Origin of the sequence: Rheinheimera mesophila (genome assembly GCF_000986865.1) — a bacterium.
GTDB lineage: Bacteria > Pseudomonadota > Gammaproteobacteria > Enterobacterales > Alteromonadaceae > Pararheinheimera > Pararheinheimera mesophila.
The window spans coordinates 35,590-62,266 of the sequence record NZ_LAVS01000088.1; the positions used below are offsets into that span (position 1 = coordinate 35,590).

At 41.1% G+C, this 26,677-nt stretch carries 23 protein-coding genes; 1 reads left to right on the forward strand and 22 read right to left on the reverse strand.

The window, feature by feature from the left end:
• The first annotated feature begins 89 nt into the window (after positions 1-89).
• Positions 90-1,706, forward strand: coding sequence for a response regulator (locus SD53_RS14760; RefSeq protein WP_277619437.1), 1,617 nt, complete (start codon positions 90-92; stop codon positions 1,704-1,706).
• A 6-nt stretch (positions 1,707-1,712) separates the two neighbouring features.
• Here SD53_RS14760 and galE read toward each other — a convergent pair whose 3' ends face one another.
• From galE to SD53_RS14870, 22 genes are all read right to left on the reverse strand, one after another.
• Entirely contained in the window at positions 1,713-2,726 is a 1,014-nt protein-coding gene (gene galE / locus SD53_RS14765; protein WP_046520959.1) for a UDP-glucose 4-epimerase GalE, read from the reverse strand.
• 9 nt (positions 2,727-2,735) lie between these two features.
• A complete protein-coding gene (rfbD, locus tag SD53_RS14770) occupies positions 2,736-3,620 on the reverse strand; it encodes a dTDP-4-dehydrorhamnose reductase (protein ID WP_052749400.1) in 885 nt (294 codons plus the stop codon).
• 5 nt (positions 3,621-3,625) lie between these two features.
• Positions 3,626-4,186: a dTDP-4-dehydrorhamnose 3,5-epimerase gene (gene rfbC, locus SD53_RS14775; RefSeq protein ID WP_046520960.1), complete on the reverse strand. Its 561-nt coding sequence runs from the start codon at positions 4,184-4,186 to the stop codon at positions 3,626-3,628.
• A gap of 80 nt (positions 4,187-4,266) precedes the next feature.
• Positions 4,267-6,357, reverse strand: a complete 2,091-nt coding sequence (locus tag SD53_RS14780) for a YjbH domain-containing protein (RefSeq protein WP_046520961.1) — start codon at positions 6,355-6,357, stop codon at positions 4,267-4,269.
• A complete protein-coding gene (locus SD53_RS14785; RefSeq protein ID WP_046520962.1) occupies positions 6,357-7,112 on the reverse strand; it encodes a capsule biosynthesis GfcC family protein in 756 nt (251 codons plus the stop codon). The genes SD53_RS14780 and SD53_RS14785 overlap by 1 nt, the downstream gene beginning before the upstream one ends.
• On the reverse strand, positions 7,109-7,795 hold the full coding sequence (locus tag SD53_RS14790; RefSeq protein WP_125060820.1) for a YjbF family lipoprotein: 687 nt from the start codon (positions 7,793-7,795) through the stop codon (positions 7,109-7,111). The genes SD53_RS14785 and SD53_RS14790 overlap by 4 nt, the downstream gene beginning before the upstream one ends.
• Before the next feature lie 74 nt (positions 7,796-7,869).
• Positions 7,870-8,187 (reverse strand): hypothetical protein, encoded by a 318-nt coding sequence (locus tag SD53_RS14795; protein WP_052749401.1) that lies wholly within the window; start codon positions 8,185-8,187, stop codon positions 7,870-7,872.
• 134 nt (positions 8,188-8,321) lie between these two features.
• Complete coding sequence (locus tag SD53_RS14800) at positions 8,322-10,229, reverse strand: polysaccharide biosynthesis protein (protein ID WP_046520965.1); 1,908 nt, start codon at positions 10,227-10,229, stop codon at positions 8,322-8,324.
• Between the two features lie 249 nt (positions 10,230-10,478).
• A complete protein-coding gene (locus SD53_RS14805; protein WP_206539950.1) occupies positions 10,479-12,410 on the reverse strand; it encodes a polysaccharide biosynthesis protein in 1,932 nt (643 codons plus the stop codon).
• A gap of 109 nt (positions 12,411-12,519) precedes the next feature.
• Positions 12,520-13,410, reverse strand: a complete 891-nt coding sequence (galU, locus tag SD53_RS14810; RefSeq protein ID WP_046520967.1) for a UTP--glucose-1-phosphate uridylyltransferase GalU — start codon at positions 13,408-13,410, stop codon at positions 12,520-12,522.
• A 16-nt stretch (positions 13,411-13,426) separates the two neighbouring features.
• Entirely contained in the window at positions 13,427-14,593 is a 1,167-nt protein-coding gene (locus SD53_RS14815; protein ID WP_046520983.1) for a nucleotide sugar dehydrogenase, read from the reverse strand.
• A gap of 100 nt (positions 14,594-14,693) precedes the next feature.
• Positions 14,694-15,869: a DegT/DnrJ/EryC1/StrS family aminotransferase gene (locus SD53_RS14820; RefSeq protein ID WP_046520968.1), complete on the reverse strand. Its 1,176-nt coding sequence runs from the start codon at positions 15,867-15,869 to the stop codon at positions 14,694-14,696.
• Between the two features lie 15 nt (positions 15,870-15,884).
• Positions 15,885-16,520 (reverse strand): acetyltransferase, encoded by a 636-nt coding sequence (locus tag SD53_RS14825; RefSeq protein ID WP_046520969.1) that lies wholly within the window; start codon positions 16,518-16,520, stop codon positions 15,885-15,887.
• Positions 16,517-17,113: a sugar transferase gene (locus tag SD53_RS14830; RefSeq protein WP_046520970.1), complete on the reverse strand. Its 597-nt coding sequence runs from the start codon at positions 17,111-17,113 to the stop codon at positions 16,517-16,519. Before SD53_RS14830 ends, SD53_RS14825 begins: the two co-directional genes overlap by 4 nt.
• Positions 17,097-18,329: a glycosyltransferase family 4 protein gene (locus tag SD53_RS14835; RefSeq protein ID WP_046520971.1), complete on the reverse strand. Its 1,233-nt coding sequence runs from the start codon at positions 18,327-18,329 to the stop codon at positions 17,097-17,099. The genes SD53_RS14830 and SD53_RS14835 overlap by 17 nt, the downstream gene beginning before the upstream one ends.
• Positions 18,330-18,415: 86 nt before the next feature.
• On the reverse strand, positions 18,416-19,210 hold the full coding sequence (locus SD53_RS14840; protein ID WP_046520972.1) for a glycosyltransferase family 2 protein: 795 nt from the start codon (positions 19,208-19,210) through the stop codon (positions 18,416-18,418).
• A complete protein-coding gene (locus SD53_RS14845) occupies positions 19,207-20,514 on the reverse strand; it encodes an O-antigen ligase family protein (RefSeq protein ID WP_046520973.1) in 1,308 nt (435 codons plus the stop codon). The genes SD53_RS14840 and SD53_RS14845 overlap by 4 nt, the downstream gene beginning before the upstream one ends.
• Positions 20,515-20,519: 5 nt before the next feature.
• The gene (locus tag SD53_RS14850) at positions 20,520-21,614 is read right to left on the reverse strand and encodes a glycosyltransferase family 4 protein (protein WP_046520974.1); all 1,095 of its coding nucleotides are present in this window, start codon (positions 21,612-21,614) and stop codon (positions 20,520-20,522) included.
• Positions 21,615-21,733: 119 nt separating this feature from the next.
• Complete coding sequence (locus SD53_RS14855; RefSeq protein ID WP_046520975.1) at positions 21,734-23,143, reverse strand: lipopolysaccharide biosynthesis protein; 1,410 nt, start codon at positions 23,141-23,143, stop codon at positions 21,734-21,736.
• Between the two features lie 78 nt (positions 23,144-23,221).
• On the reverse strand, positions 23,222-24,262 hold the full coding sequence (locus SD53_RS14860; protein WP_046520976.1) for a TDP-N-acetylfucosamine:lipid II N-acetylfucosaminyltransferase family protein: 1,041 nt from the start codon (positions 24,260-24,262) through the stop codon (positions 23,222-23,224).
• A gap of 43 nt (positions 24,263-24,305) precedes the next feature.
• Positions 24,306-25,448 (reverse strand): dTDP-4-amino-4,6-dideoxygalactose transaminase, encoded by a 1,143-nt coding sequence (gene rffA, locus SD53_RS14865; RefSeq protein WP_046520977.1) that lies wholly within the window; start codon positions 25,446-25,448, stop codon positions 24,306-24,308.
• Positions 25,449-25,825: 377 nt separating this feature from the next.
• Positions 25,826-26,518, reverse strand: a complete 693-nt coding sequence (locus tag SD53_RS14870; protein ID WP_046520978.1) for a WbqC family protein — start codon at positions 26,516-26,518, stop codon at positions 25,826-25,828.
• Between the last annotated feature and the right edge of the window lie 159 nt (positions 26,519-26,677).

Here is a 26,677-nt window from a genome sequence, read left to right on the forward strand (position 1 = left end):
CTGTGGCAAAACAAAGTTACATATTCACAGTCCCGCAAGCCAGGGCTGTTGTGGTAGTCTAGCCGCTGTCACGACGAGAGTTGATTTCAGTGGTATCCAAGCGAGCATTTTACCGATCAAAAAAAGTTCTGGTCATTGAAGATTACGAACAAGTGATAGCGTACATGAAAAGCATGTTGGCGCTGATTGGATTCGACCATGTTGTTGTCGCACGCAACGCTGAAACTGCCATGTCCGCCTGCCGGAAAACCGATTTCGATTTCATTTTGTGCGACTACAACTTAGGTATTGGTCGCGATGGTTACCAACTGTTTGAAGCCTTAAAAGCCGAACACTGCCTGAAACACAGTTGCTGCTTTATTGTGGTCAGCGGCGAACGTCATCGTCAGTCTGTCTACGGCATGATTGAATTCCTGCCTGACGATTATCTGCTCAAACCTTTTAGTTATGCCGAGCTGGAACGTCGTATAGAGCGGGCCTTTCAGGTAAAACGAGCGCTGAAATACGCGTATCAGATGATTGCCGAAGAAAACTATCCCGATGCGATCCAGGCCTGTGACATCGCGCTGGAGCAATACCCTGTGCATCACACCTACACTCAACGACTCAAAGGCGAGCTGCTGGTCAAAGTTGGCCGCTACAAAGAGGCCGAAGCGCTCTACACTGAGGTATTAGCTTTTCGCGAGCTCCCCTGGGCCAAGTTGGGCATCGCAGTCGCTAAAGGCTATCAGGAGCAGGATACCGAAGCGGAAGGCATGTTGATTGAACTGGTGAATCAGCCAGAAACTAAAATTGAAGCGCTCGACTGGTTAACCCGCTTGTATTTAAGCCAAAACAAAACCGAAGAAGCCTTTAATACAGTTCGGATTGTTGCAGAAGCCTCGCCGAAAAACTACCTGCGCCAGCATGTATTAGCCAATTTAGCTGTGATCAATAATCAGCCGGATCTTGCGGTGCGGGTTCACAGTAAATTGCTCGAAGCCGCCAAATACTCCATCTATGATACGGCCGACAATATGCTGAACTACGCCCGCGCCATGATCCAAAATGCGCAAGGCCTGGCTGTACGCGATAAACGTACCGTATTGGGTAAAGTGGATTATTTTTTAAAAGACGTGAAAAAACGTTTCCATCCCACCAGTTATGAACACGACAAACTGGTAATCGAGGCCAGAATTGCCGTACTGGAAGGCAAAATGGACAAAGCTAAAACACTGCTGCAAGAAAGTGAAGAGCTGAGTTTAGGCAAAACGTTATCACCTTCCGCTTTACTCGACAGAGCCAGAGCTTATTTTGAAACCGGTAATCTGGCGATGAGCGACCACTACATGGGCAGTTTAAACACCCTATCGCAAAGTGCTGATTTATATAACAAAGCGCTGAATATGATGTTTTTATCCGAACAGGATAAGTACAGTCACAAACGATCCACCATGATGGCCAGCCATAATGCCGGCATGGAAGCCTACAGCCTGGGCCACTACTCTGAAGCCATCAACTACTTCCTCGAAGCACAAAAAACTATGCCAGCCAACGCCAGCATAGCGATGAACTTACTACAAGCCATCAGCCAGCGCGGCCGTTTAAACGAAGATCTGATCTACCTCGCCCACAAATGCATGAACGTGATAGACGAAGCTGAACTGCCCAAAGATCAACGCAAAAGATACAACTTTATCAAAGAACAAATTCAGCAGATGTTGTGAGCCTGCTTAGCTATAACCATTCGGGTTATTTTTTTGCCAGTTCCAGCTATCGCGCACTATATCATCCAAAGTTTGCTCAGTTTGCCAACCCAACACTGCTTTTGCTTTGGATGGATCGGCAAAATAGCGGGCCACATCGCCCGGACGCCGGTCAACAAACTGATAAGGCACTGCCACCTGATTAATCTGAGCGAAACGAGTCACTATATCCAGCACAGATAACCCCTCGCCGCTGCCTAAATTAAAGCAATCAAAACCTAAACCTTTGGAAAGGTGCTGTAAGGCCGCCACATGACCAGCCGCCAAATCTGTCACGTGAATATAATCTCTCACTCCTGTGCCATCTGCCGTAGGGTAATCCTTGCCAAAAATCTGGAGCTGCGCACGTTTACCTACAGCAACTTGCGTGATAAAAGGCATCAGATTGTTTGGAATACCATTCGGATCCTCTCCAATACAACCACTGGCATCAGCACCCACAGGGTTAAAATAGCGCAGCACAGCGATATTCCAACTCTTATCAGACTGGTGCAAGTCACGCAGCACCCACTCCGTCATCAGCTTGGATTGACCATAAGGATTCATAGCTACAGTAGGAGTCGTCTCCGGCAGCGGGCTATTTTGCGCGTCGCCATACACTGTTGCAGATGAACTAAACACCAGATTTTTTACACCAAACTTCGCCATCACCTGACAAAGCTTAATAGTGCCACCAACATTAGTTTCGTAATACCACAAAGGTTTTTGCGTCGATTCCCCCACAGCTTTGAGGCCAGCAAAATGCACGACAGCTTTAATCGGATACTGTTCAAATACAGCGGCCAACGCATCAGCATCTAACACATCACCTTCAATTTGAATAACAGGCTTACCAGCTAACTGCTCTACCCGCTTTAACGACTCCATACTGGAATTGCTGTAGTTATCAAAACTAATCACCTGCTCGCCAGCACGCAGTAATGCCAACGCCGTATGACTACCGATATAACCTGCGCCGCCGGTTAATAAAACATAACTCATTCTAAATCCTTAATTAAACTGTGCAGGCGAGAATAAGCTTAAAGCCTTTGCTAACTGCAGTTGCCATGAAACTTGTCCGAGAGATAACTTATCCCTTAATAAAGTGCTATCAAGAGCACTAAAAGCTGGCCTTGGCGTGGTATTGCTAAATAGAGCAGAACTTACTGCAAAAATTTCTGCCTTATGACTAAGCAAGCCAAGCTCCAAAGCAAGACTCTGAATTTCAAGCGCGAACTCGTAGCGTGAGCAAAAGCCGGTATCAGCCCAATGATACAGCCCCTGTTTAATCTTTTGCTGAATGATAAGCAGCCAAATCACCTCAGCCAAACCATGAGCCCAACAGGGAGACCCTATTTGGTCTTGCACTACGTTCAATGGAGTTTTGCTTTGCAGCAGCCGCAGCATAGTTTTGACAAAGTTAGCGCCATAAAATGAATACAACCAACTGGTGCGGATAATCACGCTAGACTCTAGATACTCTTGTAATAACCAAAGCTCCGCTGCACGTTTACTCTTACCATATTCATTTAAAGGTTGAACTCGATCAAGCTCCTTATAAGGAGTATTAGCTACACCATCAAATACATAATCGGTAGAGATATGCAGCAGCTTGCTTTGTGTTAAAACGCATAGCCGCTGCAGCTTCTGCAGCAAGTAAAAATTCCCCGCCATTGCCAATTCGGGATTAATTTCAGCTTGGTCCACCTGATTATAAGCTACTGCATTAATCACCCAGACAGGCGAAAAACTAATAAAAAGTTGTTTGAGTTCGGTTTCAGCAAGAGTGCAAAAATCGGTGTAACTCAACACTTTCAATTCAACAGACGACGGCACGCTGGCTCTGAGTTCAGACGCCAGTTGGCCTGATTGCCCAAGCAATAACACCTTCATCATTAAATCTATTCTGACCCCATAGTTAAAAAGACTTCTGCATTGGCAAAACTCGTTGCGTTGGCATCTTTAGCGGAAAGTATCGGGGCGCGATTCAAAGGCCATTGTATTGCCAATTGCGGATCATCCCAGCGAATAGCTCGTTCAGACGCAGGGTCATAATACTGATCAGTTTTGTAGATTACTTCAGCATAAGAACTTAAAGTCAAAAACCCATGAGCAAAACCTGCCGGGATAAAAAGCTGCTGCTTTTTCTCGCTACACAGCTCCATACCAAACCACTGACCAAAGCTGGGTGATTGACGGCGCAAATCTACCGCGACATCAAAAATTCGCCCTGCTACCACCCGGACCAATTTCGCCTGAGGTCTATCCAGTTGGTAATGCATTCCTCGAAGTACATGCTGAAAGGAGCCTGATTGGGATTCTTGCACAAACTCAGTTGCTCCCAGCACCTGTTGTAACTCTGAGTTACGGTTGACTTCAAAAAAATAACCACGCGGGTCGGTATGAACTTGGGGTTGCCATAACAGTAAGCCAGGCAAGCTTAAACGAGTAAGTTGGCTCATTACGTGTCCACCATCAGTCTAATCAGAGCTATAAAGCACAAGGCCACTGGTTAAAGTGGCCTTGTATTGTCAATCAAAGCTTAGCGTATGAAAGGTGACCGATCTTCGGTTAACGCATTCAGGTTCACAGGCTTATTCAACATTTGGCCACCATCACGGGAAATGGGGATCCAAGGTATACGGCCTCGTCCGGTATCTGATTTAAATGAAAATAAATCAAATGGAATAGACACATAAAAACCTTTTGTGAAACTACCTTCGCCATATTCAGCAGCAGACATATCCGTAATAGCGGCATAAGCGCCTACAATAACGCCACTGTCGAATCGTTTAGCAAAGTCTATGGTTACTCCCTTGTCTTTTGCCAGATACTGACCAAAACTAGCTGTGATCAGAGTGTCATCCAACATGGCCGGTTTCCAGTAAAAACTTAGATGACCAGTCAGAGTTTTATAGTCAAAAAACGCTACTTCGCTGTCATAATCACGCTGACGCACATAATTCAGATCAAAACCTATAGCTAAAGATGAATCCAGTGGTTTATAGAGGATTTCTCCGCCAACACCGCCGTACATAGTTTCCAGATAACCAGCATAGGCCTGTCCGTACCAATCTTTGGTTAGTTGATCTTTCCAGTGACCGTAAAAGTTATCCATAGTGACATCACTTCGCGTGACATATTCACGAATAAAAGTACGAACCCGAGGTACACCAGTATTCTGATTATCTACTTTAAAGTTGAATTCATCGAAGTTAGTTAACAGATTGATTTTCGCTGTGCTCTGCAAACTAAAATTCGGGTTAAACTGATAACTGCCAGAGGCGAACATCCCCCCCTGATACATATAAAAACGTTCCGGACTACCAAAAGTTTGGATCCAAAACAGCTCAGTGCCATATCCAAAACCTGAATCCTTACGTTTCACGGCCCAGTTCTCATCCTGAATTTTAGGTTCAACACGCTGATAACTTTGTTCTATATCTGCATCAGGTGTTTCGTAACGTGCGGCACTGACAAACTTTTCAGCATCAATAACAGTTTCAACCAGAGCCAGGTCGGCAGAAATAATCACAACCCGGTAAGTTTTAATGCGCTGAGGTAAATGATTAGCCAATACTCTGCCAATTCTGTCTATGGCAATATCTTCTTCTCTATAGGCTACCTGAGTGCCTTTGAGCAGAATCTCGTCGTCTTTCACTACGTAGTTATTCACCACAAAACCAGCGTTGTTGTATAAATCACGACGCAGTTGGTCTTTATCCAACGTATCCATTGATAAAATTTGCTGAGCCGGAATTTCCATTGGCGGTGGATCTATTTTCACCTGACTAACCGTATTAAAGTCAATTTTGTAATTGACACCAAAACCAAATGTATTACCACGCTGGTAATTCAAATTCAGATCAAAAGACTCAGTAACACTGTACACAGCGGCTAGGTTGTAGTCAGAGTCTTGCTGCAACACTCCTGCTCTGTCTTGTTTATAATTATTGCCATCGTACTCCAGTTTTAACCGCAACGGAGCCCAAGGCGTTTGATACTCGACCCCCCCATATAAAGAGGCAGGCCCTTTAAAAAATCGTTGATAGTCAATCTTGCCACCCAAACCGTTAAAACCACCGGGTCTGTCACAGAAGCTGTCTTTTAGTTGACAAAACGGGTTATTGATATTGCCTTTGCTACCTAAATAACCAAAACCTAAGCCTAAATGAAAATCAAATGGTCCTATACGTTTACTGGCGGCGATAAACTCACTTTCAAAAAAACCGGTACCGCCAAAGTCACGAAAACCGACCGACAAATCAGGTAAAAACTCACTTTCCTGCCATAACCGAAATTTAGCATCAATACCTTTATCTTTCAGGGTTTGGTCGCCGCTGAACCCAGGGAACTGACTGTAAAGTTGGGTACGCACATCGGTGTAACGTACAGTAGTCTCCATCCACGGGAATAACTGTAACGACGCAGACCAAAAACGGTATTCCTGGCTGTCCTGATAATTCAGACTAAAACTGCCAGCCTGGTTATGGCGAGCGGTAGGCATTTGGATTAAACCAACACCGCCCTGGGTCATTTGCGAATACGTTGCAGGCAAGGGCTGGTTGGTTTCAGCGACAACCGCAGGAGACAACAGGGTCGAGATTACAGTACTCAGATACAACTTTTTCATTATAAAACAACCCTGTGCTGCAATAACTCAACAATCTGCTGGTTTAAATTTTCGAACTCTGCCGGCAATAATCGCTGTTCAAAAGGTACAAACAATACTGCCCCAGCGGGCACGTCTTGCCGCTTTTTATTCCACAAACCTATCTGTGCCAATAATGGCTTTTGCTGAGCTGGCAAGATGTAGATGAAGGATGAACTCGCGCCGCTATGAAATTGCAACAAATCTGCATAGTCCGCAGCTTCTGCCCCCTCTAATAAAGGCAATTCTGAATTTTTTGCTAAACCGGTCACACTCACAGTCTCAGGCCTTGCTTGTACTTGTAAACTATAAAAGCCTGCCCATAATCTCGGATTTAATTGTGCTTTGGTTCTTACTCTCTCAGGGTCCAGTACCAATAGGAGTTGTTTAGCCAAGGTCCAGCTTTTTACTTGCACAGCCAAAGATTTAGCACTTTGAACAAACTCGGTATCATCATCCTCAGTGTATACAAGTTGTAACTGCTCAAGACGCTGCAACAGGGCTTGTCGTTGCTGTTCCAGTTCAGCCACAGCCTCATCATCAGTTTTATACAAGCGGGCCGCTGGCCAATAGAGCTGAGCTTGACTATTGACTCTGGTTAACACCTCAGAGATCCGAGGTAACTGCATAAAGCCATGGTATTGATCATTATGTTTAACCAAAACTGCGGGTCCGGCAGCATGACCAAAATTCAACAGGCTAAATACAGCCAGGGTAACTCCAAACAGCAACTTCATTGGCTGACTCCTGCTTTGGCTATGCCAGCCAAACGGGCGGCATTACTGATATGTACTAACTCAACCTCTGGCCAAAAAGGAGAAATCTGCTGTCGGCTTTTTAATAAAACGCCGCTGGTTAAATCAAACCAAAACAAATTAGTTGCAGTTTCACCGCTGGCAAAACTTACATGTTCAGTCACTTTTTTGGTATCGAACTGCTGTTCTAATAACTGGATTTTTTCTGTACTGGTTTCAACAATTTCATAGGTTACTTTATAACCAGTTTCTTGCTTTTGGAGCCAATCGGTATAACTTTGCCATTGTTGCCCCTGCTGAATTTTGCTCATAGGCTGTTTCAGTGGATCTTTTGCAGTATTAGTCACAAAGAGCAGATCATTGCTAAAACCTGCAGTTTTAACTATGCGGCCTTGTTCCATCACTAAAAACGCCTTGTCTGCCGAGCGCCACTTGTCCTGGCCATGCTCTGTTTTATCTAACGCGAGCTGAGCTCTGGGTAAATCGCCCACAGTAACATATAAAGCGTCTTTGGTACGACGTGCCAACTGTTCATTGGTTAATGTCACTCCTTCGCCAGGATTTAATGCTACTTTCATGGCATCAATAAAAGTACCCACAGTATTGGAGCAGCCAGCAAGGCTAATACAAGTTATCGTTAATACGGCAGCGGCTAATTTAGGCATGGTATCCAATTTATAAACATTAAAAGCGGACAATAAAAAGCCGCCAGAAGGCGGCTTTATTTATTTGACTTAACTTAGATAAAGTTTGGAGCGTAAGTAAAAGTCACTGGCGTTGTGGTAGAACCAGATACAAATACTGTAGTACCTACACAGAACTCACCAACCAGCGGATCATCACCAACACATTGTGCTTCTGGATCAGTTTCTAACTCACGAGCTTTATCTGATCTGGCATTAGAAATAACAGCAGCAAGAGCAGCAGCAGCAACAGCACCTGCGGCAACAGTAGTAGCTGTTACAGCACCAGTTGCAGAGCTTGACTCTTCTTCCTGAGCTGTTACAACGCCAGAAACGGCCAATAAAGCAGCCATTAACACACTTAATTTTTTCATCACATCATCCCTTTTAAAAAAGTCCCCTAAGAATAGAGGTTTTTCGTACAGCCGACAAGCACTTTTTTTGCCCGCCGTTTACAAGATTCCAACCTGAATAAAGCTGGAAAACTAAGCTGCCAACAGCATTTAGCTTAATGCACCAGTTCTTTTTTCACTGTTGCGTTGCCAAGGCTACTGACAAATAACAAATCACAAATTTCGCTACTGGGCGCAAAACCAGTAGGAGCATCCAGTAAAATTTGTCTGAGCATTTGTTGGTCAAAACTCTGACAGGCCACATCAAGACTGTTCAGTAGCAGCATAGTCGCAGGCCAGGACAAACATTGCTCCTGGGCAGCCCTTATTCTGCTGTGTTCTGTTTTTGTCTCGTTATTGCCAATCAAAAGCTCTTCGTAAAGTTTTTCACCTGGCCTTAAACCCGTGATCTGTATTTCGATATCGCCTCCAGGATTGGCTTTATCTTTTAATTTTAGCCCTGCAAGATGAATCATACGTTTCGCCAGGTCGTAAATCCGCACAGGCTCCCCCATGTCCAGCACAAACACTTCACCGCCTTTTGCCATAGCACCGGCTTGGATCACTAACTGTGACGCTTCAGGGATGGTCATAAAAAAGCGGGTAATCTCTTTATGGGTTAATGTTACCGGGCCGCCTGCCTTAATTTGCTGCGCAAATAAAGGCACTACAGACCCAGACGACCCCAGCACATTACCAAAACGTACCATACACATCCGGGTCGTATTTTGCCTGCTGGCTAAACCCTGCAAAACCAGCTCAGCCATCCGCTTACTAGCGCCCATCACGTTAGTGGGGCGAACCGCTTTATCTGTAGAAATCAGTACAAAATGTTCAACCTTAGCGGCTATAGCCGCTTCGGCGCAAGCCCAGGTACCAAACACATTGTTACGAACTCCTTCCACCATATTGTATTCAACCAGAGGTACATGCTTATAGGCAGCGGCATGATAAACAGTATTGACCTGGAAATTGGTCATCACCTGCTCTAATAATTTTTGTTGCTGCACAGACCCAAGTACAGGTTTGATCACACAAGCATAACCAAACCTGCGTTTCACCGCGTTCAGTTCACGCTCTATTGAGTACAAAGCAAACTCCGACACGTCAAACAGTATCAGCACGGCCGGTTTACACCGAACAATTTGCCTACACAACTCTGAACCAATAGAGCCACCAGCCCCGGTAACCATCACCACTTTATGCTTAATGTTGGCCTGAAGAAGATGCTGGTCCGGCTCTATAACTTCTCTACCCAGCAGGTCTTCAATTCGAATATCCTGTAAGTCATCTATTTTCATATGGCCAGCGACTAAATCAGCCATGCCAGGAATACTTTGCACCGGCACTGGCAATCTCGACAATAGTTCGAGCAGTTCACGTTTACGACCACGACCTGCGGATGGCATAGCCAGTAACACTCTGTCAATACGATAGCGTTCCACCGCCTTTTCCAACAGCTCAGAAGGCAACACAGTTAAACCACACACAGTAGTTTTTTGTAGCTCAGTGTTGTCATCCACAAAAACAACAGGTTTGTATTCATCACCACTTTGTAAAGCGTACAGTAACTGACGGCCTGAACAACCGGCACCGTAGATCAACACTCTGCTCTTCGTTTTTTGTTTCTTAAGCTGCAAAGCACTGCGAAAGCCCCAGCGACTGCCGCCTATTAGCAGCACAGCTATTACGGCAAAACATAAGGTTAACCGTAAAATATCATCCAAAGGTAAAAACCAACACAAAACGGCCAGAGCGACAGTGCTTACCGTAACACCATTAATCACAGTAGCTACTGCTTGCGGGGCCATGTAACGTAAAATAGCGCGATATAAGCCAAGGAGGTAAAACACAACAAGACTAACTACAAGCCAGGTAATTAAACCCAGGCTATGCTCTGGTAACACGGCAGATAGCGATAAAGTACCACTGAGCCAGCCGGCTAACCATAACGCAGTCAACAGAAAAATAGCATCAGATACAACAGATATGCCCCGCTTCATTGCCCGGGGTAGCGACATCATCCAAGTCACACCTTCACTCCCTCTTCATTCACAGAGTAATCAACTTTAATTGCTAGATGACTGGTTTTAAGAACATCAGCTTAGGACAGCCTTTGAGCGTCTACCAGTTTTAGCCTACTAAAAATGAACTTTCTATGAATAAAAATGTCCCTTGAGTTTCCTATTTACAGCATCATTACATTTTTTTCTAATCCGGCACAACAACCAAATAGTAATTAATAGTTATTTAGTTGATTATGATTTTTCCGCCTATTGTTTATTCAACACCTGAGCTTGCCAAACCAAATCACAAATACCGTCGGTTGGGTTAAAGCCTGTCGGAGCACTCAGCATTAAAGTTCTTATTTTAGGCAGATCGTAATTCAGTGCGGCTTCACTTAATTCACTTAATAATGCCTGCATCTCTCCCCAGCTTAAACACACTTCGTTTGCAGCCTTAATACGGGGGTGACGGGTTGGTTTTTCGTCTTCACCAATCAGCAATTCCTCGTATAACTTTTCGCCGGGTCTCAAGCCGGTGATCTTAATTTCGATGTCACCTTGAGGATGTTGTTTATTTTTTATTTCCAAACCGGTTAAATGCACCATTTTTTTCGCCAGGTCGTAAATTTTTACCGGTTCGCCCATATCCAGTACAAACACATCCCCGCCTTCGCCCATAGCACCTGCCTGGATCACCAACTGCGCAGCTTCAGGGATAGTCATAAAATAACGGGTAATATCTTCGTGTGTCAGGGTAATAGGCCCGCCTTTTTTAATTTGTTTACGAAACAAAGGCACCACCGAACCAGATGACCCCAGCACGTTACCAAAACGCACCATACAAAAGCGGGTAGCGCTTTGGCGCTGTGCCAGAGCTTGTAACGTAAGCTCGGCTAATCTTTTGGTTGTACCCATCACATTAGTTGGGCGCACCGCTTTATCGGTTGAAATCAGCACAAAGGTTTCAACACCTGAAGCAATAGCGGCCTCAGCGGTATGCCAGGTCCCAAACAAGTTATTACGTAACCCTTCTATTACATTAAACTCAACTAGAGGCACGTGTTTATAAGCGGCAGCATGGTATACAGTATGCACCTGGTAACTTTGCATTATGCCCTGTAAGCGCTGCTGGTCGAGTACAGTACCTAAGGTTGGAATAAGCTGAACATCTAACTGACGGTTAGTTATAGTGCTACTTAATTCTTTATCTATTTCGTACAGCGAGAACTCGGAGGCTTCAAACAACACCAGTTTTAACGGAGATTGCAGAATGATTTGCCGGCATAATTCAGAACCTATGGACCCCCCGGCACCTGTCACCATTACTACTTTGCCAGTGATATTGGCAGTTAACAAAGATGGAATAGGAGTAACGGCATCACGCCCTAATAAATCTTCTATCTTTACATCCTGTAACTCGTCAATTTTCATTTTGCCGTCGACAAGGTCGGCCATCCCCGGGATTGTTAATACAGGTAATCCTAAGGGCTCTAAACTTTGGATCAGCTCAGCTCTGATAGTTCGGGTCGCCGAAGGCACAGCCAACAGAATTTTGCTAATTCCATACTTGGTAACAACCTCTTTAATGCAGTCAGGAGAATACACTTTTACATCTTTAATCATGACACCTTTAAGCGAGGGGTCATCGTCAACGAAGGCAACGGCTCTGTACTCGACACTACTGGCTAACGCCAAAAGTAGCTGCCTGCCACTTGCGCCAGCTCCGTAAATAAGTACTTTATGATGGGCGTGACGCCCACCTACAGAGACAATCTCCCGCAGTAATAAGCGGCTACCACCTATACCGACAAAGGAAAAAAATACGTAGTTCAAATTAACCGAAACACTGTATAAAACTGCATTTGCGTCTGTGACCATACGCAGCAACAAACCAGAAATGATAGTTCCGGAGGCTATAGCCAACATAGAACGTAAACCAATATAACGAACTACGGCCCTATATAAACCAAACAGACTGAACACTACTAAAGTTAAAAAGGCGACAGCTAAAAAACTAAGTACAAAAGCTTCGTCTGCCAGGACAGCAAGGCTATCAAAACGCAAATAATAAGCACCGAGCCAAGCAGTAAAAAGAATACAGCCATCTGCCAGCATAGAAACAAGACGCTTAGTATTGCGATGCAAGCCCATCATAGGTTTAAAAAACTGATAAAGCATTTTGGACGATAATTTATTCAAAAAGAACCTCACAGATCACACAACAAGTTTTGTTATTACACTTTGCAACCTGCCTTCAGAAACTAAAACAGGCTCGTGAACGAGCCTGGCATTATTCGAAAAGCGATTATCAACCGAGCAAGGCTGCTAAACGGGCTTTCACATCACTACCTAACTCTTTATCACGTAAAGCATATTCAACAAAGGCTGAAATATAACCGAGTTTATTGCCACAATCATGGCTGCGACCACGAATGTGATAGGCATTAACCTGCTGCTGCTGCATTAGCATAGCGATAGCATCTGTTAACTGAATTTCATCACCTGCACCAACCGGGGTACGCTTTAATAAAGGCCAAATATCTGCAGAAAATACGTAACGCCCTACGACAGCTAAGTTAGAAGGAGCATCTTCAACTACAGGTTTTTCAACAACTGCTGTCATTTGTTTAGAATCACCGGCTTGCATCTGATGCCCAGTCACATCAGCTACACCATAGGAGCTTACGTTTTGCATAGGCACTGGCTCAACCATTACCTGGCTGTGGCCTGTGTGTTCGAATAACTGCACCATTTCGGCCAAATTATCTTTTTTCAGGTTGCTATCGTATTCATCAATTAATACGTCGGGTAAAACAACCGCAAAAGGCTCTTCCCCTACGACAGGCAAAGCACAAAGCACAGCATGGCCTAAGCCCTTAGCTTCGCCCTGCCGCACATGCATAATAGTTACGTCTTTCGGACATATATTTTTTACATCTTCCAGTAACTGACGTTTCACCCTTTTTTCCAGAATAGATTCCAGTTCAAAACTTTTGTCAAAGTGGTTTTCTATTGAGTTTTTAGACGAATGGGTAACTAAAACGATCTGTTTTATACCTGCTGCTATACATTCATTAACCACATACTGAATTAACGGTTTATCTACTAAAGGCAACATTTCTTTCGGAATAGCTTTAGTGGCTGGCAACATGCGAGTGCCTAAGCCAGCTACTGGTATTACAGCTTTTTTAATTGTCACGTCTCACTATTCCTTGTTAGTCACTTCCAAATAAATCACGGGTATATACTTTAGATTCTACATCTTCTAATGCAGGGCTACGCCTGTTTGCCACAATAACATCAGAGCAGCGTTTAAACTCGTCCAGATTAGTTAATACTTTGGAATTAAAAAAAGTAGCTTCTTTTAACTCAGGCTCGTAAATAACAACTTCAATCCCTTTGGCTTTTAAGCGTTTCATAATGCCTTGAATGGCAGAAGCACGGAAATTATCAGACCCTGACTTCATAACAAGACGATAGATACCTACTACCTCTGGATTTTTACGCATTATTGAATCGGCAATAAAATCCTTGCGGGTACGGTTAGCATCTACTATGGCTTGTATCATATTGTTCGGGACATTGCGATAATTAGCCAATAGTTGCTTTGTATCTTTAGGCAGGCAATATCCACCATATCCAAAACTGGGATTATTGTAATGACTGCCAATTCGGGGATCTAAGCCCACCCCTTCTATAATTTGACGGGAATCTAAACCATGGCTCTCTGCATAGCTATCCAGCTCATTAAAGTAGGCTACACGCATAGCTAAATAAGTGTTAGAAAATAATTTGATTGCTTCCGCTTCTGTACTATCGGTAAACAAAACAGCCACATCTTGTTTAATAGCCCCTTGTTTCAATAACCCGGCAAACTGTTCAGCGCGCTCAGAACGTTCGCCGACAATAATACGGGATGGATATAAATTGTCGTATAAAGCACGTCCTTCACGCAAAAACTCCGGCGAAAAAATAAGATTACTCGTACCAAATCTTTCACGCGCGGCAGCTGTATAACCCACAGGGACTGTAGATTTAATGACCATCACCGCGTTTGGGTTAATACTCATTACGTCACTAATTACTGCTTCTACGCTTTTTGTATTAAAGTAATTGGTTTCAGGATCATAGTCTGTTGGGGTTGCAATAATGACAAAATCCGCGCCTTCGTAGGCCAAATTTTTATCAAGAGTAGCAGTGAAATGAAGAGCCTTATTTTGCAGAAAGTCAGAGATCTCTTTATCTTCAATCGGAGATTTTTGATTGTTAAGCAGTTCAACCTTCCAATCCACAATATCAACAGCTACTACCTGATGATGTTGTGCTAACAGCATAGCGTTTGATAGACCGACATAGCCAGTGCCAGCTATTGCTATTTTCAAGTTCAACATAAATGCCCTTATATACAACGACTAACTAATAAAGAAGCCAACTGATAAAGATATCAGATTCAAATGTAAAGCAACTAATATATAAAGAAATTTATTTAGTTGCTAAACTCATTACCTCTTGCAGAACGGAACAGCTTTTTTCTATTTCTTTAACAGTCAAAGTAGGATGAACTAACATCATTATACTTGTTTCACCCAGTCGCTTAGCATTAGGTAAGCGATGCTTGGGTCTCCAAACGGTTCCATCAAAAGCTTTCTCAAGATAAACTTCTGAACAACTACCTTGGTAACATGGAACCCCCCTTGAAACTATTTCATCAATAATCTTGTCTCTTGACCACCCGTCCGCAATATTTTCTTCTCTAACAAAAAAATAATGTTTATATTCGGCATGCTCGACGCCGTCTGGAACATTCACTTTTCTTAGCGATTGAAAATTACTCACTGCATCATCTAAAAGACGAGCATTTTCACGACGCTTACGTGACCAACTAGGCATATATTTGAGTTGAATGCGACCTATAGCAGCCTGAACTTCTAGCATTCGCCAGTTGGTTCCAAAGCTATCATGAATCCATCTAAAACCTGGAGGATGCTGCTTGTTATAGACAGAATCAAAGCTCTTACCATGGTCTTTATATGACCACATAAAGGACCATAAAGATTCATCATTCGTTGTAACCATTCCCCCTTCTCCGCCAGTAGTCATTATCTTGTCTTGACAAAACGACCATGCTCCAACATGACCGATTGAACCAACAGACCTTCCTTTATATCTAGCGCCATGAGCCTGGGCACAATCTTCGATTACCTTGAATCCTTTTCTCTCTGCAAGAGCCATAATGGGGTCCATATCTGCTGGCATACCTGCCAAATGAACCACGATCACAGCTTTTGTATTTGGCGTGAGAACGGCCTCGATAGAACTTGCTGTAATATTCTGGCTATTCAAATCAACATCAGCGAATATGGGATTGGCACCAGCAGTCACAACAGTTGAAGCGGACGCTAAGAAGGTTCTGGGTGTCACTATAACATCATCGCCAGGACCAATACCGAGTGCTTTTAAAGCAACGTCAAGTGCAAGCGTTCCGTTGCTTAAGGCAACGGCATACTTTGTGCCGACCCATGTCGCAAACTCCTTTTCAAACTCCCGACATTCCGTCCCGGTCCAATAATTGACTTTGTTGGATAAAATGACATCACTAACTGCGTTTGCTTCTTCTTGTGTAAAACTTGGCCAAGGTGAAAACTTCGTGTTTAACATATATTTAACTTAACCCTAATCACATAAATGTCTGATAACTTTTGCAGGAACACCAACAGCAACAACATCATCAGGAATATCTGTCACCACAGCTGCGTTAGCACCGATAGTTACATTTTTTCCAACTGTTTTAAGTTGGATAATTGAAGCACCGATACCAACCCAACTTAATTCTCCAACCTTAACGCCCCCAGCCAAACGGGCTCCAGGACTAATATGAACTCCATCAGCGAGAATACAGTCATGCTCGACTACCGCTAAAGAGTTGACAATTACAGAGCAACCTAAGACAGCCCCGGCGTTAACAACTGCACCGGCCATGACCACTACGCCACGTCCCAAAATAGCTGTATCTGATACAATCGCAGCTGAGTGAACCACGGATGCTACGGAATATCCAGCTTGCTCTAAAGCCCTCTGTTTTGATAACCTAATTGCATTATTGCCAATGGCCACAAATACATCCGTTTTATTGGGGTCCAATTCTAACATAGACTTACTACATCCTATTATGTCAGATTGACCAATTTTCCTCTTTAGCGGCCAAGCATCATCAAAAAACACAATCTCTTTCCAAACACCTGTTGTCCTCGCGGCATCGGCTATAACATTTCCATGACCACTCGCACCTAAAATTGATAATGTTTTCAATTTTTATAGCTTCCGGTGAATTTTGAGACTGTAGCCTCACCAACAGCAGAAATATCCTTTCGTAAAAAAACCTTTTTTATCGTTAAGAATATAATTTTCAGATCTAACCAAAAAGTCCTATTGTCTACATACCAGACGTCCATTTCAAACTTCTCTTCCCAACTAATAGCATTTCTTCCGTTTACCTGCGCCCATCCAGTTATTCCTGGACGAACTTCGTGTCTGCGAGCTTGTTGCTCTGAGTAAAGAGGGAGATATTCCACCAATAAAGGTCTAGGCCCGACTAAACTCATATCGCCTTTCAAAACGTTCCATAATCCTGGTAACTCATCCACACTGGTAGAGCGTAATATCTTACCGAATCGAGTTAATCTTCGCGCATCACTCAACGGAACGCCGTTTTTGTCTGTTAAATTGAGCATTGACCGGAATTTTATAAGATTAAAACTCTTACCAGCTAAACCAGGTCTCTCTTGCATAAAAAAAACTGGTTTACCTAGCTTAATCCGAATAAGACACCCTACTAAAATGATGAAAGGGGATAAAAGTATTATTGCTAAAAAGCTGGCAACAATATCAAAAATTCGCTTCATTCCCACTCTCCGCTATCAAGGTGTTTTTCAGAACTTGCTCAAGTTTTGATGCTAATATGTCTCGTGAAAACTGCTCCTCTGCCAACACTCTTGCATTTTTTGCCATCAACGATAACGTTACGTCATCTGACAATAAGTCTGATAACTGCTTTGCAGCCTTACAGATGTCTCTGTCGAGCCTAATCCCTGCCTTATTTTCTTCTAATAAAGGAACCTGCCATCCACCGTAATTGATAGCAATTGGAGTACCTGAAGCCAAAGTATCAAAAAACTTATTTGCAGAATTTGCTTCCATTGGTTTCAAATCAACAAATAATGAAGTTGAAACTGAAGCTGCTGCAAATGCGCCAACTAATTGCGTTTTGGGTAAGGAAGGGTACATAAAAAAATTATTATCTATAATGTCTAACTCCTCGGCCCTAGCCTTAACTTTATCCCATTCCATACCAGCACCAATAAGCACAAACTTCACATCTGGCTTGATCTTAACTGTTGCCGCAGCAAGTTCCGCGAAGTATGTGACCCCATTTATCAGCCCAAGAGTTCCTGCATATAAAACTATCTGACTATCCCCTAATTCAGGTCGAGCTTTTCGAAACTCTCTAGCTTTACCTTCATCCGATGAAAATAAATCAAGGTCCGCACTATTCGGTATTACTGAAATTTTAGAAGCTGGAAAACCCGTACGTAGGACACCGTCAGCCATCCCCGGAGATAACGCAACTATATGGTTTGAGTTACGATATGCAAACTTTTCTAATTGATAAGCTAAAAACTTAGAAATAGGATTTTTAAGAGCGCCAACAGCGATAGGCAATTCTGGCCACAAGTCTCTGACTTCAAATACCATAGGTACCTTTAACTTTTTTGAGACCTGAACACCTGGAATAGCTACGGTAAGTGGAGTGCTCGTAGCGAAGACGAGATCACCACCTACCTGTATTGCTTTTTTACCAGCACGAAATGCATAACTAAAAAAAGCTACTATACGGCGGGTAAAGCTCATTTTATTAGAATATTCGACGGGTAACCAGTGGACATGAATACCATCTATATTCTCATAAAACCAACTTTCGTGTTCAGTGTAGTCGCGCCAGCTAGTTATGATGTGAACTTCGTGCCCTGCTGCAACTAAACGTCTTGCCATCTCATAAGAGCGAGTACCCCCACTCATACTTGGCGTCGTAAAATATTGATGTAAATAAATAATCTTCAAAATAAGTAGCCTTAATTAAAATCTAAGCAAAAAGTCGATGCAACAAATAGCAAAAAAATCCAGCGCACCTAAAAATCGAACACGATTTATAATATGCGCCTAAAATGCATTAACGTAGCCAAAATCCTTGTCAAAATGAATAATAAGTTGTATCTGAAAGAAACAAGCATCTTAATGTACGTCAACACTAGATAAGAAATTCTTTTAATCTCAAGGATTCTGTTTAACTTTTTTCTTGTTGCAGAACCAACTCGCTGTCTTACAAAATACGTAGGATTATTACTGGCTTTTACGACACCGGATACTCGATTAGACAACTCAGACATGAAAAGTGAGTCCTCGCCTAACGCTAAACCAACTTTAAATCTGTTTTCAGATATCAGTGAACGATGGATTAATTTTGCACAAGGAGAAGAATAAAACTGCCTAGATCTAAAAAGCGATTTCTCAACCCTTGATAAACTCTCATAACAACTACCTATATAATTGCTGGTCGTATTAGTCAAATCATCTTCAAAGTTCTTGACGTTACTTATGCCGATAAACTGCTCATCTGCAACAGCCAAAAGTTCTTCAAGATAATTCTCACTGACTAAATCATCATCATCAACAAAAGTTATATAGTCACTTACCGAATTATCAATAAGAAAATTGCGTGCCAGTGACACGCCAGCGTGCTCTATATAACTATATGTTAGATTAAAAGTGAAACGTGATACAAGTGAATCTATATATTCTTTATATCCAGTCGATGGACCATTAAGTGCAATATAAACATGAAAGTATTCTTTACTTAAGGTCTGGCTTTCAAAACAGCGTAAGCATTCCTCTAAATAAGTTCCGGGGCGATAGGTAGGTATTAATACAGCAATTTTACTCATCGTAAACCAGCCAAGTGTTTGTCTTGCTCTAGGCCAAGATCATAGTTTAGTAATATAAACAATAAGAAAAGCATCAAAAAGAATCGTAATGAAGCATAGTCAGCTCTAAAGACCGCAGAAAAAACCAAATCAAAGAACACGAAAAAAGTAGTGAATCTTTGCGCGCCGCTGAATTTTATTTTAAATATTTTAAGAAAAACAAATAAAAAATACGCTAAAAGTAATATCAAACCGATGATACCGGCTTCCCAGAAAACGTCGATATACAGATTATTAGATGTAACATGAACTGGTTCACCGTTTGGCAACGCAATACTGGTACCAATGATCGCATAAGACTTCATACCATGCCCAAAAATAAAATTGAAAAGAGATGAGTCTTTGATCCATTCTAAAGGACCGAGTAGCATAAATAATCGACCGCTGTTATTCGGATCAACATTAGTTACCCTATTGAGGATATACTCGAAAAAAGGATTTTCAGTCTTCAAAAGTAAAATTAAAGCCAATATCATTGTTGCAGATAAAACCAAAAATCCGGCTATTCGTTTTCCATCATTGATATCTACCCTACTAAAAAGGTAAGAAAGTGAAAAACATAAAAACAATACAATATAACCAGACGGAGAAAGAGACAAAACCATTAGTAAACATGCTAAAAATATTGCTATAAGTTTACGAAATCCAGTGAAAAAAACAAATGACAAAGCGATATAGTCGACTACATACATGACAAAAAAACTTGGTTCCCTGGCTATTCCTGTTACCCTGTCTGTGAAAGAGTATTCATTGCCATAAGCGCTATGAAGATTCGATCTTGTCTCGAATGGCCAACTAACCAAGCCTGTATATAGAGAAACTGCATGCCAAAGTGCTGTCAACAACAACATAAAGATACCAATTTGATACCACTTAAATAGCAATAATCTGTTCTGATCTTTCGAAAACTGATGGATAGAAAGAATCAACATAAAAAATACAAAAATGTTGACCAGCCTACCCAGTATTGATAGCTGAGAATAATCAAACCTATGCATTTCGTTGACCATAGCAAATGGTAAACTTATCAAACTCACCAAAAAAGGGAGGATAAAGCAGGTAAGAAAATAAAATATTTTTTTCTCTAAAAATCCATTTTTTAACAGTAAAAGCCCGCTCCAGCATAAACAAAAAGCTACAGCCATGTACGCAAAATGGCTGGGGATTAGAGTAGAAAAGGTAAACGCAGAGAAGCCGACAGAAGCGACAGCAAAAGTGTATATGTTTATACTTTTCTGGTGTGTATAAGTCGAGCTCAGGCGCATCTGGTTTAATCCTGTCTTAATTTCATCATGTTCTCAAACCATGCGTTTATAGAGAATTCGTTAGCTATCTTGTGCCTGCTTTGTGCAGATTTCTGCTCAAGTAGAGAGCCGTTATCCAAATAATTAACAATAACCTTGGCCCATAAGTCAATGTCAAGATCAATTCTACTGCCTTCTAGCTCTGTGACGATAAGCTCTGCTCCTTCACCATTCGACACGATAGGCACACAACCACAAGCCATACTTTCAAGTAATGAGTAATTAGCGAATACAATATCAGCAGGAAATAAAAACAACTTACTTCGAATGTGATAATCAACAGGATTCTTTACAAAACCTAACGTTTCTACAACGTTTAACAAACCTTTATCTTTAATTTTTTGAATTACATGCTCTTCCTCTGTAAGGTCAAAACTAAGGCTTCTATCATCCAAAGAGTTAAACCCGGCTATAACTACTTTTATTCCGGGTCTGTGCTTGCGTACCGCATCAATAACATCAACTAAGAATGAAACATTTCGCTGTTTCCTGATACTGTTTAAAAATAGAATATCAATATCGCGTTTAGTACTCTGGCCTAGCTCCGAATCAAATGGCACGCAATTATATAAATACCTTAATTTATCCGAAGGAAATCCATTTTTTTTATACTCTTCTATTATATTTTTCTCTTTGGCTATTACCCTAAATGCTGCCTTAGTTGCAAAAAGGTGCTTAAGGTAATTTAGGCTAAACCTTCTCCCCTGACTCCTTTGCAACTCCCCGCCACGATAGATAACAATCAGCTTTATCTTCAAGATGAAACAAAGTATTGTATATATGATAAACATATTACCGGTATCGTAAAGTTCAACAAATTTTGGTTTTAGCTTTAGGAGTTGACTTAAACACCTAACTGTTGCTGAAAACTTATTTACGGGTAGAACTTCTATGTCTGCAGAATATTTCTCAGCATAAAGCATACTACTCTGACTCTTATCACTGACGAGATATTTTACACTGATACCATTTTTCATGTATTCAGCGGCTTGATAACCAACCTTATCTATAAAGTGCTCCAAACCAAGCACTAGCGTATTAATTCTACCGTTTTCTGTCATAAAGCACCGAATGACCTTATTCGCAATGCGAGCATAGAACACTCGCTACTAATATGATTTTACCTGTTAAGAAAAAACTATATTCTCTACTTTTTATAGCTTTCTATATAACTAAAAAGTCATCGAATTTTTGGTTTTATTTCATGCCATAAATATCGGATATCAGACTTGAAGCATACCAGAGTAGCGAAGAGTACAATAAACCAGACACCGAGATACCCATATGTGTAGTAGTCTCCTAAAAATATAGTTAGTAAAGAGCTGCCAAGCAGCAAAAGCACAAAGCTATACATTCTGAACCTAGGAAATACTCTCCAGACCGAAAAAGAAAATTCAGTTCTCATTATAAAGAATATAACATACGCGATTGCGTTACTAATTATCGCACCGGCAGCGCCAAACAATGGAACTAACAAAGTACTAATGACAACATTAGTAATGAACGCTGTTAATGTTACCCAAATAGTGAGATGAGTTCGCTTGGTTATGCCAATACCAATGGATGTGACTTCTGACAAAGTATACATCAAAGGTGGTATTAGTGAGCCGAGTAGCAGATACTTAACTGATGAATATTCAGCGGGCAGTAAATAGTCTGTGATCCATGATAGCATTCCGCATAAAGCACAAACCACGCACATAGCCATTAATACTTGATTACTTACCGAATATACTCTGGCCATATCCACGTTTTCTGCTTGCCACCTGTAAACAGTTGGGGCCCAAATCACAGTGAAAATAGACTGGAAAACGCCGGCAACAGCTGCAAAACTGGCAGTAATAGAATACAAACCAAGTTCTGATAAAGGTGCATAAATTCTTAATGTTAAAGTACTTGTCGCAATTAATCCCCAATATATAACACCAGAAAATACGAGGGGCACACCAAATCTCAATAGCGACGTGGTAGAGGCAGAATCAGTTTTACTTTCGACAGCGCTAAGCCATTCGCTCCGGGTGTTCCACACACATGTAACAAGCACCGTTGACGTTGAAATCAAAAAAGCCAGTTGTAAATTTAAAAATTCTCTACTCATACCAGCAAAAGCTATGGAACAGACGGCTAATAGCATCACCAATTTCGGGATTAGTTGACTCATAGAGTAAGCCAAACCACGTTCTTGCATACGTAAAATAAGGGACAGAAATCTGGAGACAAAAGCAGCAATAACACAATAAAGGGTTATCCAAAAGAACTCTGATTTAGCCTCACCATACATAAAAAGTGCTATATCTTTTGAAAATGGGGCTGTAACAACGGTACCCAGTAGTAAAAACAAAAAACCAGGGACAAAACAGGTTTTAAGCAACATCGACTTATTATCTGTTTCATAATAGTCCCTGACATAAGCCTGATCTAAACCCAAAACTGATACAAGTAAAGCAAATGAGACAGCCACATTAAGAACATTGAGGCGTCCAATATCTTCCATGCTAAACGTCCATGCCAATACTGGGACAGTTATAAGACCAAGAAAAGCAGCACCGATCGGGCCAAGTGCAAAAGCACCTATTTTTTTTAAATTCATACTTTTACTGAATCATCTTAAAAATCATAACTTTCGAAACCTATAGAAGAACTGACCAATACTGAAGATAACAACTATTTAATCAAATAAAGAATCAAGCTGCCTGTGATAATTTTCCATAGAAAAATATTTTTCGACCATATCAACATTATGTTTATTAAAACAAAAATCCAATTCTTTAAAATCTACTACGTCTCGAACTGTTATATTTTTTTCCTTGAACAGCGCCCATTGAGTTGTATCGCTTCGCAAATAAACAGTCTTACCCAAACCCAGTAAGGTGATAGTATTACCCATTGCTTGCTGTCGCTTATGATTAAAAATTGCAATATCTATAGAACCCAAAAACTCTAAATAATTGTCAAAAGACATTATCTCGGTAATGGGTCTAAACTTGTCACCAAATAGTTCCGTGCCCAGAGCGATCACCTTTTCAGCATATAACTTGGAGCCGTAAGATAGTGGCACGTATATACAAATGGCATCATCTTTAAAAGGTAAGAGCTTCTCAAAGACATCAATATGATTATTAGTTGGGTCTGCAGAATTCCCTATTTGGATATTTATTACACTACGGTTCTTTTCAGGTATTTCATAAAATTTATACAAATTACTCTGGTACATTAAGCATTCATGGTACTGACCTTTTGCACTGTACCAGTCTCTCGCTAACTCAACATCACCTCTGATGTAGGTTACTAAATGCCCCATATTTCTAATCACGGAGCCGCGGAAAAATTCTCTGATTTTCCACCTCCAGTTTTTTACTCCCACACCACGAGAATAAAGATCACCTCCCCAGATGATCCAATAACATTTTTTCAGTAACCACGGAGTGAAAAATAGGATTTGAACTAAACGAAAACTAAATAAACCATGCAAAAGAACTCTATCAGCTTGATGCATTTTCATAACTAAAACTAAATGGTACTTAATTCTTAAGAAAAGAGTATTGACTAAAAATAATTTAACATTTTCACTATAAACCACTTCATCTTCTGCAAGATCAGTCGTAAGCAAAAACTCATGATCAACTGGGCTAAAACGCTCGTTAACTAAGTTTATAAATGGAAATATAAATTTAGTACTACTAGCAATATGTAAAATCTTTTTAGTCATTTATATACACATCTAATATAAGGCCATTTCATTTGTTATGTTTTTAAGTTATTTGTTGTGAAAAAAAATCCAAGACGGCTCTAATCACTTTTTTGCAATCATCGCTACTCATACCATAATAAAGTGGCAAACGAACTAACCTATCACTCTCTGTTGTTGTGAAATCGTCGTTACCGACGAAATCGCCAAAGCTTTTACCCGCCATAGACGAATGCAAAGGCACATAATGGAACACAGCTAAAACCCCACAATCCTTAAGATAGCTTAGTAGCTGAGATCGCTGATCTAGATTACTTACTTTCAAATAAAACATGTGTGCGTTGTTACTGCACTCCTCAGGGATAGTTGGTAGCGTTATGACATTCCTTTCAGCAAGTGTTTGTAGCCCTTTATGATATTTATTCCATATATCTTTACGTTTAGTTTGAATTTTCTCGACGTTCAAAAGTTGGCTATATAAATACGCTGCTTGTATTTCCGAAGGCAAGTAGCTGCTACCAACATCAACCCAAGTATATTTATCAACCATACCTCTGAAGAACTGACTACGATTTGTCCCCTTCTCTCTAATTATTTCGGCACGGTGAATAAAGCGCTCATCGTTAATAACTAGCAGCCCGCCCTCACCGCCACTTGTGATATTTTTTGTTTCATGAAAACTAAATGCAGCCATGTGGCCACGAGTACCAACAGGTGTGTTTTTGTAAAACGCATAAAACGCTTGGGCAGCGTCCTCAATTACGAAAAGATTATATTTATCAGCAAGTTGCATTATAGCATCCATATCACAGCTTACGCCTGCGTAATGTACTGGAACTATTGCTTTGGTTTTCTTCGTAATAGCGCTTTCGATCAGCCCCTCATTAATATTCATAGTATCAGGACGGATATCCACAAAAACTATTTTTGCTCCTCGCAACACAAATGGGTTGGCTGTGCTGACGAAAGTGTAACTTGGCATTATGACCTCGTCACCTGGCTCAATATCTAAGAGAATAGATGCAAGCTCTAAAGCGTGAGTACAAGACGGTGTCAACAGAGTTTTAGGGCATCCTAATTGCTGCTCGAACCATTTCTGACATTTCAAAGCGTACGGGCCATCACCACACAGCTTTGCTCCACGCATTGCGTCCAGTACAAATTGATCTTCATCACCTGTGTACGGCGGGGTATTAAAGGGAATCATATTTACACTCTTCTAAAGTTTCTACTTAAATTTTGATGACACACGTTCAATTTGTTAAACGTCTCGCTATGAACATCTAAATAATGCTCAGTAATAATAAATGCTCTATCTACAATAATGTCTTCAAACAAATACCAGAAGATGCTCCTCACATGATAATCAAAGCGATTCTATAAATATAGAATTGCCCACTTCAGCAACGACATCAAAACTTGGTATGTTTGATATTAGTATACAAAAAAACATGACGAAAAATTGAAACGCGCCTGTTTACCATGGGATAAATGTAGCTCTAGAAATCCAACTTTAAAAATATGAGTTCACAAAGAGTGACTAGCATAATTCTTGTTATCGAAAAATAAGCGTATTAAAGATAATCATTTATTAAAGGTTTTCATAAAACTAACTGCGTTTGGACCTTCATTAAAAATCAGGTCCAAGACTGTGACGCCGTGCTCAAAAGGCTTATGAAGCTGTCTATAATCTGGATAGCCTGAGTAGTCCATCCACTCTACTTTTATGCCAACTTCTTTTGCAAGCTCCATATCAAAGTAATCTTTTGCTGCAGGACCGCTTAAGTAGGTATCTGCTCCACACTGCTTACAGATATCGAGCAACTTCATCGTTTTACCTTCGACTAATTCAAATTCACCGGACCAACGTATTTTCGTTTTGATGCCTAAAATCTTGTTAATAGTAGTTATAAAGTTATAGTTTATATTACTTAGCTTGTCTTCTTGGCAGTCCATGTATAAATTCTCAATCTCTCTTCGGTACTCCTCGAAAAAAGTTGCTTTAGAGTAGTTTTGAGTAATGCTCTTCCAATGTTTTTTCGACCAACTTTTATCTGACACAGTAGTATCGATTATTTTCTGCTCAAAATCTACTTGGTTTACAGGAATAGTTAACCACTGTACACCTTGTGATGTCATAATTTTATTTCTGTTGCGCCAGTCTCGTCTTGTATACTGAGCATCATCATAAAGAATAAATTCATCTACAGAATTAATAAGGTCAAAATATCCTTTCCAAGGAATGTAGTTTGATTGGACAATGGCCACTTTTTTCATTTTAATATAATTCCTGAATCCTGATGTAAACAAATCTGTTTTGCCGGTGAACCGATGTTTTTAGAAAACTCTTTAGTTTCTGACAAAACAAGTGAGTTTGCACCAATTAAACTTTCTTTTCCTATTACTACATCTTGAACACATACTGAATTAAAGCCA

Excerpts from the sequence above, each read along its gene's own strand:
- SD53_RS14840 (WP_046520972.1), bottom strand. The coding sequence starts at position 19,210 with ATGAGTAAAATTGCTGTATTAATACCTACCTATCGCCCCGGAACTTAT.
- SD53_RS14820 (WP_046520968.1), bottom strand. The coding sequence starts at position 15,869 with ATGTTAAACACGAAGTTTTCACCTTGGCCAAGTTTTACACAAGAAGAA.
- SD53_RS14800 (WP_046520965.1), bottom strand. The coding sequence starts at position 10,229 with ATGATGTCGCTACCCCGGGCAATGAAGCGGGGCATATCTGTTGTATCT.
- SD53_RS14830 (WP_046520970.1), bottom strand. The coding sequence starts at position 17,113 with ATGAAGCGAATTTTTGATATTGTTGCCAGCTTTTTAGCAATAATACTT.
- SD53_RS14855 (WP_046520975.1), bottom strand. The coding sequence starts at position 23,143 with ATGAATTTAAAAAAAATAGGTGCTTTTGCACTTGGCCCGATCGGTGCT.
- rffA (WP_046520977.1), bottom strand. The coding sequence starts at position 25,448 with ATGATTCCCTTTAATACCCCGCCGTACACAGGTGATGAAGATCAATTT.
- SD53_RS14860 (WP_046520976.1), bottom strand. The coding sequence starts at position 24,262 with ATGACTAAAAAGATTTTACATATTGCTAGTAGTACTAAATTTATATTT.
- SD53_RS14780 (WP_046520961.1), bottom strand. The coding sequence starts at position 6,357 with ATGAAAAAGTTGTATCTGAGTACTGTAATCTCGACCCTGTTGTCTCCT.
- SD53_RS14790 (WP_125060820.1), bottom strand. The coding sequence starts at position 7,795 with ATGCCTAAATTAGCCGCTGCCGTATTAACGATAACTTGTATTAGCCTT.
- SD53_RS14870 (WP_046520978.1), bottom strand. The coding sequence starts at position 26,518 with ATGAAAAAAGTGGCCATTGTCCAATCAAACTACATTCCTTGGAAAGGA.
- SD53_RS14795 (WP_052749401.1), bottom strand. The coding sequence starts at position 8,187 with ATGAAAAAATTAAGTGTGTTAATGGCTGCTTTATTGGCCGTTTCTGGC.
- SD53_RS14785 (WP_046520962.1), bottom strand. The coding sequence starts at position 7,112 with ATGAAGTTGCTGTTTGGAGTTACCCTGGCTGTATTTAGCCTGTTGAAT.
- galE (WP_046520959.1), bottom strand. The coding sequence starts at position 2,726 with ATGAGTTATGTTTTATTAACCGGCGGCGCAGGTTATATCGGTAGTCAT.
- SD53_RS14845 (WP_046520973.1), bottom strand. The coding sequence starts at position 20,514 with ATGCGCCTGAGCTCGACTTATACACACCAGAAAAGTATAAACATATAC.
- rfbC (WP_046520960.1), bottom strand. The coding sequence starts at position 4,186 with ATGAGCCAACTTACTCGTTTAAGCTTGCCTGGCTTACTGTTATGGCAA.
- SD53_RS14850 (WP_046520974.1), bottom strand. The coding sequence starts at position 21,614 with ATGACAGAAAACGGTAGAATTAATACGCTAGTGCTTGGTTTGGAGCAC.
- rfbD (WP_052749400.1), bottom strand. The coding sequence starts at position 3,620 with ATGATGAAGGTGTTATTGCTTGGGCAATCAGGCCAACTGGCGTCTGAA.